The organism is Halomonas huangheensis (genome assembly GCF_001431725.1).
Classification (GTDB): domain Bacteria; phylum Pseudomonadota; class Gammaproteobacteria; order Pseudomonadales; family Halomonadaceae; genus Halomonas; species Halomonas huangheensis.
In genome coordinates this window covers 1596655-1611219 of the sequence record NZ_CP013106.1, presented here as the reverse complement: position 1 = coordinate 1611219, position 14565 = coordinate 1596655, and the positions used below count along the sequence as shown (strand labels likewise).

At 57.9% G+C, this 14565-nt stretch carries 13 protein-coding genes; 3 read left to right on the top strand and 10 right to left on the bottom strand.

Annotated features, from left to right (window positions below; genetic code table 11):
* Positions 1 to 207 precede the first annotated feature (207 nt).
* Both AR456_RS07215 and AR456_RS07210 read left to right on the top strand, forming a co-directional pair.
* On the top strand, positions 208 to 1392 hold the full coding sequence (locus AR456_RS07215; RefSeq protein WP_021820709.1) for an acetyl-CoA C-acyltransferase: 1185 nt from the start codon (positions 208 to 210) through the stop codon (positions 1390 to 1392).
* Between the two features lie 90 nt (positions 1393 to 1482).
* Positions 1483 to 2679 carry an MFS transporter gene (locus tag AR456_RS07210; RefSeq protein WP_021820708.1) on the top strand — a complete coding sequence of 399 codons (1197 nt, stop codon included), beginning with the start codon at positions 1483 to 1485 and terminating at the stop codon, positions 2677 to 2679.
* 144 nt (positions 2680 to 2823) lie between these two features.
* Here AR456_RS07210 and pstB read toward each other — a convergent pair whose 3' ends face one another.
* The 6 genes from pstB to AR456_RS07180 form a co-directional block, all read right to left on the bottom strand.
* Positions 2824 to 3633 carry a phosphate ABC transporter ATP-binding protein PstB gene (gene pstB, locus AR456_RS07205; protein ID WP_031208702.1) on the bottom strand — a complete coding sequence of 270 codons (810 nt, stop codon included), beginning with the start codon at positions 3631 to 3633 and terminating at the stop codon, positions 2824 to 2826.
* Between the two features lie 63 nt (positions 3634 to 3696).
* Entirely contained in the window at positions 3697 to 4863 is a 1167-nt protein-coding gene (gene pstA, locus AR456_RS07200) for a phosphate ABC transporter permease PstA (protein WP_031208701.1), read from the bottom strand.
* An 18-nt stretch (positions 4864 to 4881) separates the two neighbouring features.
* Entirely contained in the window at positions 4882 to 6138 is a 1257-nt protein-coding gene (pstC, locus tag AR456_RS07195; protein ID WP_021820705.1) for a phosphate ABC transporter permease subunit PstC, read from the bottom strand.
* 104 nt (positions 6139 to 6242) lie between these two features.
* Positions 6243 to 7259 carry a PstS family phosphate ABC transporter substrate-binding protein gene (locus AR456_RS07190; RefSeq protein WP_021820704.1) on the bottom strand — a complete coding sequence of 339 codons (1017 nt, stop codon included), beginning with the start codon at positions 7257 to 7259 and terminating at the stop codon, positions 6243 to 6245.
* Positions 7260 to 7463: 204 nt separating this feature from the next.
* The gene (locus AR456_RS07185; RefSeq protein WP_021820703.1) at positions 7464 to 8234 is read right to left on the bottom strand and encodes a sulfite exporter TauE/SafE family protein; all 771 of its coding nucleotides are present in this window, start codon (positions 8232 to 8234) and stop codon (positions 7464 to 7466) included.
* Positions 8227 to 9429, bottom strand: a complete 1203-nt coding sequence (locus AR456_RS07180) for a Bcr/CflA family multidrug efflux MFS transporter (RefSeq protein ID WP_021820702.1) — start codon at positions 9427 to 9429, stop codon at positions 8227 to 8229. The genes AR456_RS07185 and AR456_RS07180 overlap by 8 nt, the downstream gene beginning before the upstream one ends.
* 323 nt (positions 9430 to 9752) lie before the next feature.
* Here AR456_RS07180 and tal point away from each other — a divergent pair, with 323 nt between their 5' ends.
* Positions 9753 to 10691, top strand: a complete 939-nt coding sequence (gene tal, locus AR456_RS07175; protein WP_021820701.1) for a transaldolase — start codon at positions 9753 to 9755, stop codon at positions 10689 to 10691.
* Positions 10692 to 10780: 89 nt separating this feature from the next.
* Here tal and AR456_RS07170 read toward each other — a convergent pair whose 3' ends face one another.
* The 4 genes from AR456_RS07170 to AR456_RS07155 form a co-directional block, all read right to left on the bottom strand.
* Entirely contained in the window at positions 10781 to 11290 is a 510-nt protein-coding gene (locus AR456_RS07170) for an STAS domain-containing protein (protein WP_021820700.1), read from the bottom strand.
* Positions 11277 to 12470 (bottom strand): PP2C family protein-serine/threonine phosphatase, encoded by a 1194-nt coding sequence (locus AR456_RS07165; RefSeq protein ID WP_021820699.1) that lies wholly within the window; start codon positions 12468 to 12470, stop codon positions 11277 to 11279. The genes AR456_RS07170 and AR456_RS07165 overlap by 14 nt, the downstream gene beginning before the upstream one ends.
* A gap of 10 nt (positions 12471 to 12480) precedes the next feature.
* A complete protein-coding gene (locus AR456_RS07160; protein ID WP_021820698.1) occupies positions 12481 to 13257 on the bottom strand; it encodes an MlaA family lipoprotein in 777 nt (258 codons plus the stop codon).
* Between the two features lie 112 nt (positions 13258 to 13369).
* Positions 13370 to 14491: a beta-ketoacyl-ACP synthase III gene (locus AR456_RS07155; RefSeq protein ID WP_021820697.1), complete on the bottom strand. Its 1122-nt coding sequence runs from the start codon at positions 14489 to 14491 to the stop codon at positions 13370 to 13372.
* Positions 14492 to 14565: the final 74 nt, after the last annotated feature.

Here is a 14565-nt window from a genome sequence, read left to right as displayed (position 1 = left end):
TTTGATGAGCAAAGCATAGCGTACCGCCAGGGTCAATGAAGCAGCAGCCAACGAGCACTTTCAGCGGCACTGAACCACACTGAAAGACATCTGGATCTTGCCTGCCATTGCTCTGTCACAGCCTCAGCCAGGCATAGACCACAAGCACAATTCGGCCATTCCCCCACGCAACATCGGGAGAATCCAGAGCCGCGAGGAGATCCCGCCATGAGCCAACGCGACATTGTCTTTCTATCCGCCACCCGCACCCCCATGGGAGGAATGCTGGGTTCACTCGCCTCACTGACGGCACCAGAGCTGGCCGCCACCGCGATTCGCGCCGCCGTCGAGAACGCCGGTATTACCGCAGACAACATCGACGAAGGCATCATGGGTTGTGTATTGCCCGCCGGTATCAAGCAGGGCCCCGCGCGTCAGGCCATGCGCCAGGCAGGCATTCCCGATAGCATAGGTGCCACGACCATCAACAAACTGTGCGGCTCGGGCATGAAGGCGGCCATGTTCGCACACGACCTGATCAGAGCCGGCAGCGGCGAGGTCATGCTGGCGGGAGGCATGGAGTCGATGTCCAACGCTCCGCACATCCTGACCAAAGCACGCAGCGGCTACCGACTGGGACATGGAGAGTTGAAGGATCACATGTTCTACGATGGGCTGGAAGATGCCGAAACCGGCAAACTGATGGGTAGCTTTGCCCAGCAGGTTGCCGATGATCGGCGGTACAGTCGCGAACGCATGGACGATTTCGCCATTGCCTCTCTGGAGCGCGCCATGCAGGCCACTGAGGCCGGACATCTGAATGCCGAAATGGCTCCGGTCACGATCAGTACTCGTCAGGGCGAGACGATTGTCGAACACGACGAACAACCCTTCCAGGCCAAACTCGACCGTATCCGTAGCCTACGCCCCGCCTTCTCGCGTGATGGCACCATCACCGCGGCCAACGCCAGTTCCATCTCCGATGGTGCCTCGGCGCTGATTCTCGCCTCCGGCGAGGCTGCTCAGCGCCTTGGTGCCCAGCCGTTGGCCCGCATGTTGGGTCATGCGACCCATTCGCGTCATCCCAGCGAATTCACCATTGCTCCGGTGGGAGCCATCGACAAGCTGCTCAAGCAACTCGACTGGAAGGCGGAAGATGTCGATCTGTTCGAGATCAACGAAGCCTTCGCAGTGGTCACGCTGATGGCGATGGATGACCTCGGCCTGCCCCACGACAAGGTCAACGTCTTCGGCGGCGCCTGCGCTCAGGGACATCCGGTGGGTTCGACCGGCTCACGTATCATCGCGACTCTGATCCACGCACTGCGTCTACGCGGCGGCAAACGTGGCATCGCAAGCCTTTGCATTGGTGGTGGTGAAGCGACCGCAGTGGCGGTCGAGCTGATCGACTGATCTCTTCTCCCGATCCAATAGCCTTCCAGGTATGATGAGTTCCCGGCAGGGTTTTCCCTGCCGGCTCCCAAGTCTGTCTGCCGAGGTCCCATGCTGCCACGCCACCGCCTTGCGTTACCGGTTATCGTCGTTGCTCAGTGGTGCGGTACGTCACTGTGGTTCAGCATCAATGGCGTAGCCAATACTCTCACGACGCAAGTCGGGCTCAGCGAGGCCACTCTCGGTCAGTTGACCATCGCCGTACAGCTGGGATTTATCCTCGGCACCCTGTTCATTGCCACCACCGGGCTCTCCGATCGCTTCCGCGCCAGTCGAGTATTTCTGTTTTCCAGTCTGCTGGGCGCCGCCTGTAATCTGGCAATGGTGGCGGTGATCGAGCAGCCCGTCCTTGCCCTGATCTTCCGTTGGCTTACTGGCTTCTGCCTCGCAGGTATCTATCCGCTGGGCATGAAACTGGTCATCGGCTGGACACCTCGCCATACGGGTGCTGCGCTCGCCTGGCTAGTCGGTATGTTGACGCTCGGCACCGCCATGCCCCATCTGGTTCGCGGCCTGACGCTGGCACTTCCCTGGGCATGGACATTGGCGCTGACTTCCCTATTGGCCGTTGCCGGCGGTGTCGCGGTGCGCTGGTTGGGTGATGGTCCGCACCTACCATCATCCTCATCAAGAGTTAGTCTTGCCGAGGGCTTGTCCGCCTGGAAAGATCGCAATTTTCGTGGTGCCGCCGGTGGTTACTTCGGCCACTGCTGGGAACTGTATGCCTTCTGGCTGTTGGTACCGTTGCTGGTATCCCGAGAGATCACCCGTCTGGAACTGGGGACGGGCTGGATTGCCTGGCTGTCCTTCACGGTGATCGCGCTCGGCATGCCCGGCTCCATCATTGCCGGGTATTTCAGTCGGCGCTACGGTAGTCGGCGCATGGCCAGTCTGGCACTGGCAACGTCCGGCTGCCTGTGTCTTGTCTACCCATTGCTGGGCAACCTTTCTCCATGGCTTTTGCTTGCCCTGCTCGGGCTATGGGGCTTCAGCGTCGTTGCTGACTCCGCACAGTTCTCGGCGCTGGCCTCGGCAGCGGCGCCACGTGAGCGTGTCGGCGCTACGCTGGCGGTCATGAATGCCATCGGCTTTGCCTGCACCCTGCCCGGCATCTGGCTGGGTAGCCAGCTATGGACCAGCATCGAACTATCGGTCAGCTGGCTGCTGTTACCTGGGCCGATACTGGGTCTGTGGGCCATGCGAGGACTCCGTCGGCAAAGTGCCGGCCATGATGCTGCGAGTTCCTAGTATTTGTAAGTAAAGTACTTATAAGTAAAGGACTCACAAGTAACAGAACTTACAAATAACAGAACTTACAAATAACAGGGCTCACACGCAGCAGGGGGAAGCCGAAGCTTCCCCCTGTTCACTTCATCCACAGCACCAATCGCATCAACCATAGCGGCCGGTAATGTAGTCCTCGGCCTTCTTGGTATTCGGGTTGGAGAACATGGTCTTGGTGTCGTTGTACTCCACCACTTCACCGAGGTGAAAGAACGCGGTGTAATCCGCCACGCGTGCCGCTTGCTGCATGTTATGCGTCACGGTGATGATGGTGAACTGCTGCTTGAGCTTGTCCATCAGGTCTTCAATGGTCGCGGTGGAGATTGGATCCAGTGCCGAAGTCGGCTCGTCCATCAAGATCACATCCGGCTGTACCGCAATCGCCCGCGCTATGCATAGACGCTGCTGCTGACCACCAGACAGCGAGGTGCCCGGCTGATGCAGCTTGTCCTTGACCTCTTCCCAAAGCCCAGCATCACGCAGCGCCCGCTCGACCAGCTCGTCCTGATCGGCCTTGCGGCTGACCAGATCATGCATGCGTGGCGCATAGACAACATTGTCATAGATCGACTTGGGAAAGGGGTTGGGCTTCTGGAATACCATTCCCACACGGCGACGCAGTGCCACCTCATCCATTCTGGCCTCATTGACATCGCGGCCATCCATCTCGATCAAGCCCTTGATCCTGACACTCGGTATCAGATCATTCATGCGATTGAGACAACGCAGGAAGGTGGATTTACCGCACCCAGAAGGGCCAATCAGCGCGGTAACGTTCTTCTGATACAAATCCATATCGATGGACTTGAGCGCGTGAAAATCGCTGTACCACAGGTCCAGATCACGTACGCGAATGCTCAGCTCGTGGTTGGCATCGTCATTGCGCGTGACTGGCTGGCCCGGTTGATCCTGCTTCATCACGTTCTCTCCGCGCTGGGCAACCTTGATATTCATAGCAGTTTATCCTGTGTGATGACGCCGCTACCAACGACGCTCAAATTTCTTGCGCAGCACCACAGCGGTCGCGTTCAGCGTCACCAGTACGGCCAACAGCACCAGAATGCCGCCCGAGGTCTTCTCGATAAAGGCACGATCCGGCTCCCCGGCCCAGGTAAATATCTGTGCCGGCAGCACCGTTGCTGCTTCGGTAAAGGAGTTGGTGACATCAGGGATGAAGGCCACCATACCGACGATGATCAGCGGCGCAGTCTCACCCATCGCCTGTGCCAGACCAATGATCGAGCCGGTCATGATCCCGGGCATCGCCAGTGGCAGCACATGATCGCGCACCACCTGCCAGCGAGAGCAGCCAACGCCAAACGCTGCATGACGGATCGAGTCTGGAACGCTACGCAGAGCGGTGCGAGTGGCGATGATGATCACCGGCAGCGTCATCAGTGCCAATGTCAGACCACCGACAACTGGCGAGGAACGCGGCACACCAAAGAAGCTGATGAAGACCGCCAGCCCCAACAGACCAAACAGGATCGACGGAATGGCCGCGAGATTGTTGATGTTGATCTCGATAAGCTGAGTAAAGCGGTTGTCCGGGGCAAATTCTTCCAGATAGACCGCCGTCATTACCCCAATCGGGAAGGCCACCGCGATAGTCACCAGCAGCGTGAAGACCGTGCCCATTGCGGCCGACGCAATACCGGCCAGTTCGGGCATCTTCGAATCTCCATTGGTGAAGAAGGTGGTGTTGAAGCGCAGTTCCGCACGCCCTTCCTGCTTCAGTGCTTCGACAGTCGCCTGCTCATTGGCGGAGAGGCGCGTGTGATGTCCCTTGAGGTACTGATCAACCTGGCCATCCGCCAGTACCCACTCCATGTGCCTGGTACCGAGCAGCTCAGGGTTATCTCGCATACGTCCCGGAATCAGCCGCAGATATCCACGGCTGACAAGGCGCCGTACATCCTCATTGACTGCCGCCAGTGGCAACTGGCTGGCCTGCTCCGAATAGTCGATTTCAACCTGAATCTGGGCCTGCTGAAACGCCGGCAGGCCCTTGACGGTCATATCGGCAAAGAACAGCACCAGAAATAGTACCGCCAGTCCAAGGGCACCCATGGAAGTCCACTTCAAACGCGTGGACCTGCGATGGCGAGCGCGGAGCTGGGCGCTTATATCGTCGAAAGATTGTCTCATTGGCTTGGCTCCACGACCTTAGAGGTTGTTGACGCGATACTTTTCGCGGAAGCGACGAATCATGATCACTGACACCAGGTTGAGCGTCAGAGTCACGGCAAACAACACCAGCCCCAGGGCAAAGGCCGACAGCGTCTCTGCACTACCGAACTCCTGGTCACCGGTCAGCGCCGCTACGATACGCACCGTCACTGTGGTCATGTCTTCCAACGGGTTGAAGCTCAGGTTTGGGCGCATACCCGCCGCCATTACCACAATCATGGTCTCACCCAGCGCGCGGGATACCGCCAGCAGTGATGCAGAGATGATGCCGGGCAAGGCCGCCGGAATCACGATGTCACGAATCATCTCTCCGCGGGTCAGGCCCAACGCCAGGGAGCCCTGACGCATGCTGTCCGGCACCGAGTTGATGACGTCATCGGACAACGAGGAGATGAACGGGATGATCATGATCCCCATCACGATGCCTGGCGCGAGCGCGTTGTTGAAGGATGCTTCCAGACCAAAGAAACCAGCGACGGCGACGATGATCGGAGCCACGGTAATCGCTGCAAAGAAGCCATACACAACGGTGGGGATACCCGCCAGAACTTCCAGTACCGGCTTGAATACGGTGCGTACTCGCTGAGGTGCAAACTCGGACATGTAAATGGCCGACAACAGACCGACCGGAATCGCCACCAACATGGCGATGAAGGTGATCATGAAGGTACCGGCGAATAACGGAACAGAACCGAACTGGGCTGCTGTAGCGCCCTCCTCCGCACGTCCAGCCGCTTCCAGGAAGCTGGCACCGGGATTCCAGACGGTACCGGTGATGAAGTCCCAGAAGTTCTGCATGTTGAAGAAGCGCACCGCCTCGAAGACGATCGACAGCAGAATGCCCAGGGTGGTGAAGATGGAAATCATCGCTGCGCCAGCAAGGATAAAGCGAATCACCCTTTCAATAGCCTGACGCGCATGAAAATCGGGGCGCACCATATTGATGCCGATTACCAGACCGACACAGGCAATGGCCAGGCAACTCGCCAATAACAGCATCGGCGGGATATCGGCACCCAACAGCAGCATGATAAAGGAGGCAATCGCGCCTATCGCGAGTGCGGGACCAGCAGTCGACAGTACGGTAAACCAGGCATACTGATCAGGCTGGGCATACATCGCGGTGCCCGAGGCGCGTACTCGCGTCGCCTTCGAACGTCCCAGCAGGTAAGCGACCAGACCCAGCACCAGGAGTGCGCCACAGAACATGGCCAGCAGTTGATTGGTCTGCATTGGTGTCTCTCGGTGTTCTATGCCCTGTCGAGCATCGGCTCGCCAGAACGTGTTCCGGCCGACAACCTGTGAGGCTGCCGGCCGGTGTGGTTGAGGCTTACGCCTTACTCACTCAGATCGGCCAGCTCAAGCTGGTCATGCCCTTCTACCGCGGCACGCGCTTCGCCACGCGTATCTTCTGGCGCCGGAATCAGGCCAATTCCCTTCAGATAGCCGATATCACCAATCATCTGTTCGCTCATGAACAGATTGGCGTACTCGCTCATGGCCGGCACATCTTCTGCATGCTGGTTCTTGACGTAGAAGAACAGCGAACGAGACACCGGATACTCACCGGAACCAATGGCGTCGGGCGTCGGTGCCACACCATCGACATTGGAGCCGATCAGGGTGTCTGCATTTTCCTCGAGGAAGGAGTAGCCGAAGATACCGAAGGCATCACGGTTCTCAGCGAGACGCTGAACAATCAGGTTGTCATTCTCTCCGGCATCGATAAAGGCGCCATCGGCACGGATATCGGTATAGCCTTCACCAGCATAGGCTTCCATGCCTTCAGAGGCGGCTTCCATGACCAGCTCACCGAACGCATCACGGGTACCGGACGTGGTGGGCGGACCATAGACGGAGATCTTGCGATCCGGCAGTGAAGAATCGACATCGCTCCACTTCTGGTAGGGATTGTCGACCAGCTCACCATCGACCGGCACCTTGGCAGCCAGCGCCAGGAACAACTGCTCACGAGTTACATCCATCGGCTCGTTGTCCGCGGACTGTGCAAAAGCGATGCCGTCATAACCAATGAAGGCTTCGGTGATATCGGTCACACCGTTAGCTTCACAGGTCTCGAACTCTGTCGGCTTCATGCGACGTGAAGCATTGGTGATATCGGGAGTCCCTTCACCTACACCGGCGCAGAACAGTTTGATACCGCCACCGGAGCCGGTGGATTCGATGACAGGAGTCGCGAACTCGGTAGTGGCACCGAACTCTTCCGCAACATAGCTGGCGAACGGATAAACCGTGCTCGAACCGACGATACGGACCTGATCACGAGCCTGAGCAACACCAACCACGCCGATCACGGCAGCAGCAATGGCGGTAGTCTTGAGGATGCGATTCATTATAGGTAGCTCCCTGTAAGGTAGAAGTGGTCAACCTTCGCGACGCCAACATTGCCGCAGAAAGATGACAGACTCATGACAACTACCCGGGAACCGCATTTTTTCGTCCGCAAAGAGCTTCGGGTTGCTCGTCGCTCGTCGCTGGCCACTGCTGGCCACTGCTGGCCACTGCTGGCCACTGCTGGCCACTGCTGGCCAGCAGCCTCACCCCAACGCCTTTACCAGCAAACTGAACGCAGCCAACGCGCAGAGCCCGAGCGAGCCTGCCTGCAACAGCCCACGCGGAATATAAGGGGCCAGCACCGCCCCCAACGCATGCCCTGCCACCACCAATGGCAAGAAGCTCAAACTGACGCCCAGCGTCCAGAAGTGGACCTGACCGGCCATGGTGGCCAGCGCAGCGAGGGTCATGATGGATGAGATCAGAAAGAAGGCCGCCAGGTTACCACGCAAGCGCTCCATAGGCATGCCATGCATCAGCAATACCATCGGTGGCCCACCAATCGCGGCCACACTGCCGAAGATACCCGATACGAAACCAGCACCGAACATCGATACGCGATTGACCGGCAGACGCCAGCGAAACAGGGTCACGACAACGGCGAAGAGCACGATGCCTGCAATCAGCAACTCGAGTATTGCCATGGGCGCGATCACCAGCAACCAGACACCGAGTATCGTTCCCGGAACCTTGCCGATAAGTGCCGTGGAGATATCGCGCATCTCGACCTGCTGCCAATAGCGCCTCACCACCAGGCAAGACACCAACAAGCCGTAGAAGACCAGCACCACCGGCACCAGGCGTGGCGCGACCAACAGAATCAGCGGCGCTCCCACCACCGCCATGCCGAATCCGGTGGTGCGCTGAACGAAGGCTCCCAACGCCAACGCCAGCCCCACTCCCAGCCAGTTCAGCGGCGTTAATTCGCTCCACACCCACCAGCCCTGCCAAAAATCACATAGCCACTCAAGCATTGGCACTGCGCTCCGGGATGCCATCGTTGCGCGCCAGTACCCTCAGACTCAGGTTACCGATCGTTGCTACGCTGAGCATTGCCACAACCATCGGCCAGGCAGAGTCGATTTCAAAGGCAGTGACAAGAACTCCGACCAAAGCGCCACAACTGAACTGAATACAGCCCTGCAATGCCGTGGCAGTAGCACTCATATGGCTGAACCGGTCCAGAAGTGAGGAAATGGCGTTCGGCGAGATCAGGCCCATCACACCGAGGAACATCATCACCAGCGGCACCACGGTATAGATCGAATCATTGCCACTGAGCACCAACACCACCAGCGCCACGCCGGCACACCATTGAATCGCCAACCCCAGGCGCAGGTTCTGCTGAGGACTGCGCTTGCGCAGCAGATGAATATTGACGCGATTGGACAGCACCATGACCAGCACGTTGGCACCGAACACCACTGGATACACCGCTGGGCTCAGTCCGTAATACTCCATGTAAAGGAACGGCGATGAGGTGACGAAGGCGAAGATCCCGGCGAACGCCATCGAGGTCGCGAGGATATAGCCCATGGCTCGCCGGTCTACCAACACGCTGACATAGTTACGCAACACCTGACGTGGCGACGCCACTGGCAGACCTGGAGCTCGCGTTTCCGGCAAATGGACACTCAGCAACCACATCAGGAATAACGCATAAACAGCGAGGAACAGGAAGATCAGCCACCAGTCGGCCACATACAGCAACATGCTGCCGACTGCTGGGGCAGCCAGAGGCGCCAGCATCAGAATCATCGCCATGGTCGACATCACCTTCGCCGCCTCACGACCACTGAAACAATCGCGCACAATAGCCGCCGAGTTGACCACACAGGCCCCTCCTCCCAACGCTTGAATGAAACGCAGCACCAATAGTTCCGGCAAGGTATTGACGAAGATAATCGCCAAACTGGCCAACATGAACACTACCTGACCGCCAAGCAGTACAGGCTTACGACCCAGACGGTCTGACAATGGACCGCACACCAGTTGTCCCAGTGCAAAGCCGACAAGGAAGCTGCTCAGCGATAGTTCAGTATGATGAACACTGGCGCCCACCGAGTCCGCCAGCGACTTCATCGCGGGAAGATAAGCATCAATGGCAAAAGGCGCCAGAGCAGTATTGGCTGCTACCAGCAGCGAAACACGCCGAGCATTCAGAGACACGCAACCTCCAGATAACGAATGGTAGTGTGATCCACACAAGAGAATGCTCCTGCCCAGGCTCTCCCTGAGGAAACGCCAGCATCAACAATCTTGTGAAACACCACACTTAGGCAACTAATGATAACTCAGGACAGCGCTACCGCCACGCTCCCCCTCATCTTCAGGAAAAACCTGCGTCAGCTCATGACAACAGGTATATGTGACGCCAGTCTGATCAGATACCGTCAAGCGTCCAGAATTGGCGATAGTAGCCTTTGGCCGACTGTCGCCGGTCACAGTGCCTTGTTAGAGTATGGGAAGCCCAACCACGGAGGACTCTCTCGATGGCAGCAGATCTACTTTCCCAACTGAAAGCCATGACGACAGTGGTTGCCGATACCGGTGACCTGGATGCCATTCGCCGCTTTGCCCCAACCGACGCAACCACCAATCCCTCATTGATTCTGCAGGCAGCCCAGCACGGTGAGCGTCGTGCACGTCTTGCCGCTATCGCCCGTGAAGCCAACGATATCGACGATGCACTGGATGCCGTTGCAGTAGAGATCGGCACGGAGATCAGTGCGCTGGTGCCCGGTTATGTTTCCACCGAGGTCAGTGCCCGACTGTCGTTCAATACCGAAGCCACCCTATCCCGTGCTCACTCGTTACTCGAGCGCTATGCCCGCCATGGCGTGCCTGCCGAGCGCATTCTTATCAAGGTCGCCTCGACCTGGGAAGGAATTCGTGCCGCCAGAACACTTGAGCGTGAAGGCATTCGGACCAACCTGACGCTGCTGTTCAGCTTTGCCCAGGCACAGGCCTGTGCCGATGCCGGTGTTACCCTGATCTCCCCCTTCGTCGGCCGCATCCTCGACTGGCACAAGGCCCAGAATCCAGATGCCGATTTCTCTGGTGATCGTGATCCTGGCGTGCAATCAGTCAAACAGATCTACGACCACTACAAGGGCCATGGCTATGGCACCATCGTGATGGGCGCCAGCTTCCGCAACATTGGTGAAGTCACCGCCCTTGCCGGTTGTGATCGTCTGACTATCTCGCCTGGACTACTTGAAGAGCTGGAACAACAAACCGGGACCCTGGAACGTCGTCTATCACCTTGCGATGCCGAGACACAGACTCCCGAGCCGCAGAGTGAAGAGGAATTCCGTTGGGCGTTCAACGAAGACGCCATGGCGACAGAGAAACTCAGCGAGGGTATCCGCAAGTTCATGGCCGACCAGCGCAAGTTGGAGACGCTTCTGAGCGAGCTGCGCAATCAGTAAGGCGGTATAAGGCGGTAAGAGAAGCTACGAGCTACGCGCGGCACCACCTCAATATGCCGCTCGTAGCTCGTAGACGTACCAGAGACGAGTTAGACTTCGTGGCCGTTCGCCTGCTGAGACTCCAGCATCTCGACCAGCGGCTGAAATTCCTCGCGATTGTGCTCGTTCATACGCATCAGAATACGGTGGGCCTCGAGAATGCGCTCACGCAGCCCTGCCTCATCAGCCTGCAACTCAGGCAATTCCTCCAGCTCCTCGATCTCCGCAATCGGCTGTTCCACCAGCGTGAAGAAGGAAGCAAAGCCCATGACCTCAAGCATGCGCTTGACGTCCGGGTTATCGGCGACAATGGTCGGTGGCTGTTCCAGACGGCCACGCAACGCCATGGCCACCTTGGCGAGGAAGCCCAGGGCCGTAGAGTCCACATTGGTGGTATCACGCAAGTCAATCATCACCGCACGCAGGCCAGGTGTTTCGGCCAGCAATTGCGCCTGATGATCAAGAGTGGCACACAACGTCAGGCGTACATCACCACACAACTTGAGGATGAACACACCGGAGTCGACCGCCGCTTTCAGGCGGCCTTCATACACTTTCATGGCGAAATCCGCTAACCATCATGATAGTCAGGTCATCAGGCAACTCTTCACGCCCCGTTGTCGGGTCATCGAGTGCCTCTTCATCGCTCGACAGGGTTCCCAGGTCGAAGCTCTGGCGCATCTCATCCAATGAGTTGCTGCTTTCCACTCTAGCCTGCAGTTCGGCCAGGCGCGCGTCCAGGCCAGCGCCCGGAAGACATTCAAGCACGCCATCGGAACACAGCCATAGAGTGAAGTCGTCGGGTAGTGTACAGCCAAGTTGAGGATATTCCACCTCCGGGAACAACCCTACCGGCATTCCCTGGCCAGACAATGGCGTCGCGCCTTGCGCTGTTTTCAGCAGTGGCATCGGCAACTGCGCGCCGAGCGAATAGTGAAGGTACTTGCGCTGCTGGTCAATGACACCGACGAATACCGTGGCGTGCTTGCCGATGCCGGTATCCAGCAATTCGCGATTCAAGTTATCGAGCCAGCGCGGCGCCACCAGCTCAGGTGCCTGACCATCCCACTCATTCTGCCAGCGATTGAACAAGTACTTGAGCAATACTGTGACAAAAGCCGACGAAGCCCCATGACCAGAGACATCGGCGAAATAGAAAAGCGTATAGCGCTCGTCGAAGGCTTGAATATCCAGAAAATCGCCGGACAAATACAGCGACGGCGCCAACCAGTAGTCACACTCGATCCCGTTGAGCCGCTGTGGACGAGGCGGCAGCAGCCGACGCTGGATCTGCCCGCCGGCCTGCTGGTCGAGACGCAACATGGCAAGGTGGGTCTCCAGACTCTCGTTCAGCTCGGCCAGGCGCTGATGATCCCGCTTACGCTCATCGGCCAGACGGTTGACCTCTACCACCCGGCGAATCATGCGTCGCAGCAAATGCGCGTGACGCAACGGATCGATAACATAATCGACCAATCCGGCATCCACCGCCTTGAGCAGATCGTCATCACGGCGATCCCCCGTAACCACCAGAGTCGGCCAGCGATCAGCCAGCGCCTTCCAGTCACTACTGGGAACCGCTCGCGCGTGGGCTACCACCAGCACAATGTTGTCCGGTAGTTCGCCAGCCTCATCAACTGCAAAGACAGCAAGACCATCCCGGGCAATCGCATCAACCAACGCATCGCGATGCTCACCAGGCTGGTCAATCACACCGATCAGAGATCTAGCCGCGCACATGGGCATGCCTTTATTCGGCGAAGGCATCTTCGTCGTAGTCGAAATCATCGTCGATGAAAGTGTCATCCCCGATCTCACCGTCATTGACCTCAAAGCGCATCCGCTGCAACCAGGCATCACGAATGAAGCTATAACGATCACCGCGCAACAGGTCTTCCTGACTCAGCAACTGCGCTCGCGCATCGAGCAGCTCCAGAGCACGCAACGAATAACGTACGGTATCATTCTCGACATAGGTCAACGGGTAGGTGTAGAAGTCCACCGGCAAGCCTGTAGCAGTACGTACGGTACTCGGGCCATAGAACGGCAGAACCACATAAGGCCCTTCTGGAACGCCCCACACTCCCAGAGTCTGACCAAAATCCTCGTCATTGGCGACGAATCCAGCATGGGTAGCCGGATCAAGCAAACCGGCCAGCCCGAAGGTCGAGTTCATCAGGAAACGGGTTGAGGCCACTCCAGCGTTACTCGGCTTGCCCTGCAGCAAGCTGTTGAACGCCGTACGAATCTCGCCAAGGTTATTGAAGAAGTTGGTAACACCACGCTCCAGAGGATCCGGTGTTACGAAATGATAGCCTTGGGCCGCTGGCCTTAGCGCGTATCGATCCAGCACATCATTGAAGGCAAATACCTTACGGTTGAAACCTTCCCAAGGGTCAGCCGGGTTCGGTTCACTCGACACACCGGTGGAGGCACAGCCACTGATCCCGATTGCCGCGGCAGTGGCCATCACGATGATGCCACGGCGGTTCCGTTTGCTCAGACTTGCGCCTCTTGTCGTTTCCATCTTACGACTGCCTCCCTTGCCTATCCATGTCACCGTCATGGTTAGCGCCGACTACCGATTGTATCAAAGGCGGTCATTACCCATGGCGCGACACTATTGTTAACTGCGCGTGTTATCTACGCCGCAGGACCACGCTGCCGGCACTGTATCCCGCTCCGAACGAACACACCACCCCGATGTCACCGGATTCAAGATCACGGTGATGCAGATGAAAGGCAATGATCGAGCCCGCTGAACTGGTGTTGGCGTATCGATCCAGGATAATCGGCGCCTGCGCTTCGCCTGGCGCCTCACCAAGAACACGACGCGCAATCAAGTCATTCATATGCCGATTGGCCTGATGCAGCCAGAGACGTGATAGCTGCTGGGGCACAATTTTCAGCGTCTCAAGCTGCTCGAGAATCAATTGAGCAACCAGCGGACAGACTTCCTTGAAGACCCGACGCCCTTCCTGAATGAACAGCTTGTCCAGCGCCATGGGATCCGAGTCGGTGACACGATTGAGGAATCCGGCGTTATTGCGAATGGCATTGGAGAACTGCGTCACCAGCTGGGTGCCGACGACATCAAAACACGTATCACTGGTCGCCAGCTCCGCATCTTCAAGTACCAGCGCGGTACAGGCATCACCGAAGATGAAGTGACTATCTCGATCACGGAAATTGAGATGCGCCGAGCAGATTTCCGGATTGACGACCAACGCACGACGCGCGGCCCCTGTCCGAATCGCATTAGCTGCCATCTCGATGGCGAAGGTCGCCGAACTGCAGGCCACATTCATGTCGAAGGCATAACCACCCGCTCCGAGTCGCGCCTGAAGCTCTACTGCCACGGCAGGATAGGCACGCTCAAGATTGGAGCAGGCAACGATCAACAGGTCGATGTCCTCGGCCTTGATACCGGCATTGTCCAGCGCTTCATTCGCTGCGACCATGCCCATTTCACACTGCACGCCGGGTTGTTCGTTGTTACGAGCGTTCAAGCGCGGCCGCATACGCTCGATATCGAGAATACCCTCGGCATCCATGACATAGCGGCTGTGAATACCAGACGCCTTGACGATGAATTCACTGCTCGAGTGCTCCAGCGGTGCTGCTTCCCCTGCATCGATCGCCGCATGGTTGCGCGCATTCTCGGCATCTACCCAGGCATTGAACGACGCCACCAGTGCATCATTGTCGATTGCTTCTGCGGGGGTAAAGAGCCCACTACCGCTGATCACCACTTGGGTCATGCCCTTCTCCTCTCGGCGTTGGCGCAACTGCAAGCCTGCAGTCGTGGCACCGCACCGTGTTGCGATCGGCGTAG

What these genes read in the sequence shown, in the direction of transcription:
- AR456_RS07215 (WP_021820709.1), top strand. Translation starts at nt 208, where the DNA reads ATGAGCCAACGCGACATTGTCTTTCTATCCGCCACCCGCACCCCCATG.
- AR456_RS07210 (WP_021820708.1), top strand. Translation starts at nt 1,483, where the DNA reads ATGCTGCCACGCCACCGCCTTGCGTTACCGGTTATCGTCGTTGCTCAG.
- pstB (WP_031208702.1), bottom strand. Translation starts at nt 3,633, where the DNA reads ATGAAGCAGGATCAACCGGGCCAGCCAGTCACGCGCAATGACGATGCC.
- pstA (WP_031208701.1), bottom strand. Translation starts at nt 4,863, where the DNA reads ATGAGACAATCTTTCGACGATATAAGCGCCCAGCTCCGCGCTCGCCAT.
- pstC (WP_021820705.1), bottom strand. Translation starts at nt 6,138, where the DNA reads ATGCAGACCAATCAACTGCTGGCCATGTTCTGTGGCGCACTCCTGGTG.
- AR456_RS07190 (WP_021820704.1), bottom strand. Translation starts at nt 7,259, where the DNA reads ATGAATCGCATCCTCAAGACTACCGCCATTGCTGCTGCCGTGATCGGC.
- AR456_RS07185 (WP_021820703.1), bottom strand. Translation starts at nt 8,234, where the DNA reads ATGCTTGAGTGGCTATGTGATTTTTGGCAGGGCTGGTGGGTGTGGAGC.
- tal (WP_021820701.1), top strand. Translation starts at nt 9,753, where the DNA reads ATGGCAGCAGATCTACTTTCCCAACTGAAAGCCATGACGACAGTGGTT.
- AR456_RS07170 (WP_021820700.1), bottom strand. Translation starts at nt 11,290, where the DNA reads ATGAAAGTGTATGAAGGCCGCCTGAAAGCGGCGGTCGACTCCGGTGTG.
- AR456_RS07165 (WP_021820699.1), bottom strand. Translation starts at nt 12,470, where the DNA reads ATGTGCGCGGCTAGATCTCTGATCGGTGTGATTGACCAGCCTGGTGAG.
- AR456_RS07160 (WP_021820698.1), bottom strand. Translation starts at nt 13,257, where the DNA reads ATGGAAACGACAAGAGGCGCAAGTCTGAGCAAACGGAACCGCCGTGGC.
- AR456_RS07155 (WP_021820697.1), bottom strand. Translation starts at nt 14,491, where the DNA reads ATGACCCAAGTGGTGATCAGCGGTAGTGGGCTCTTTACCCCCGCAGAA.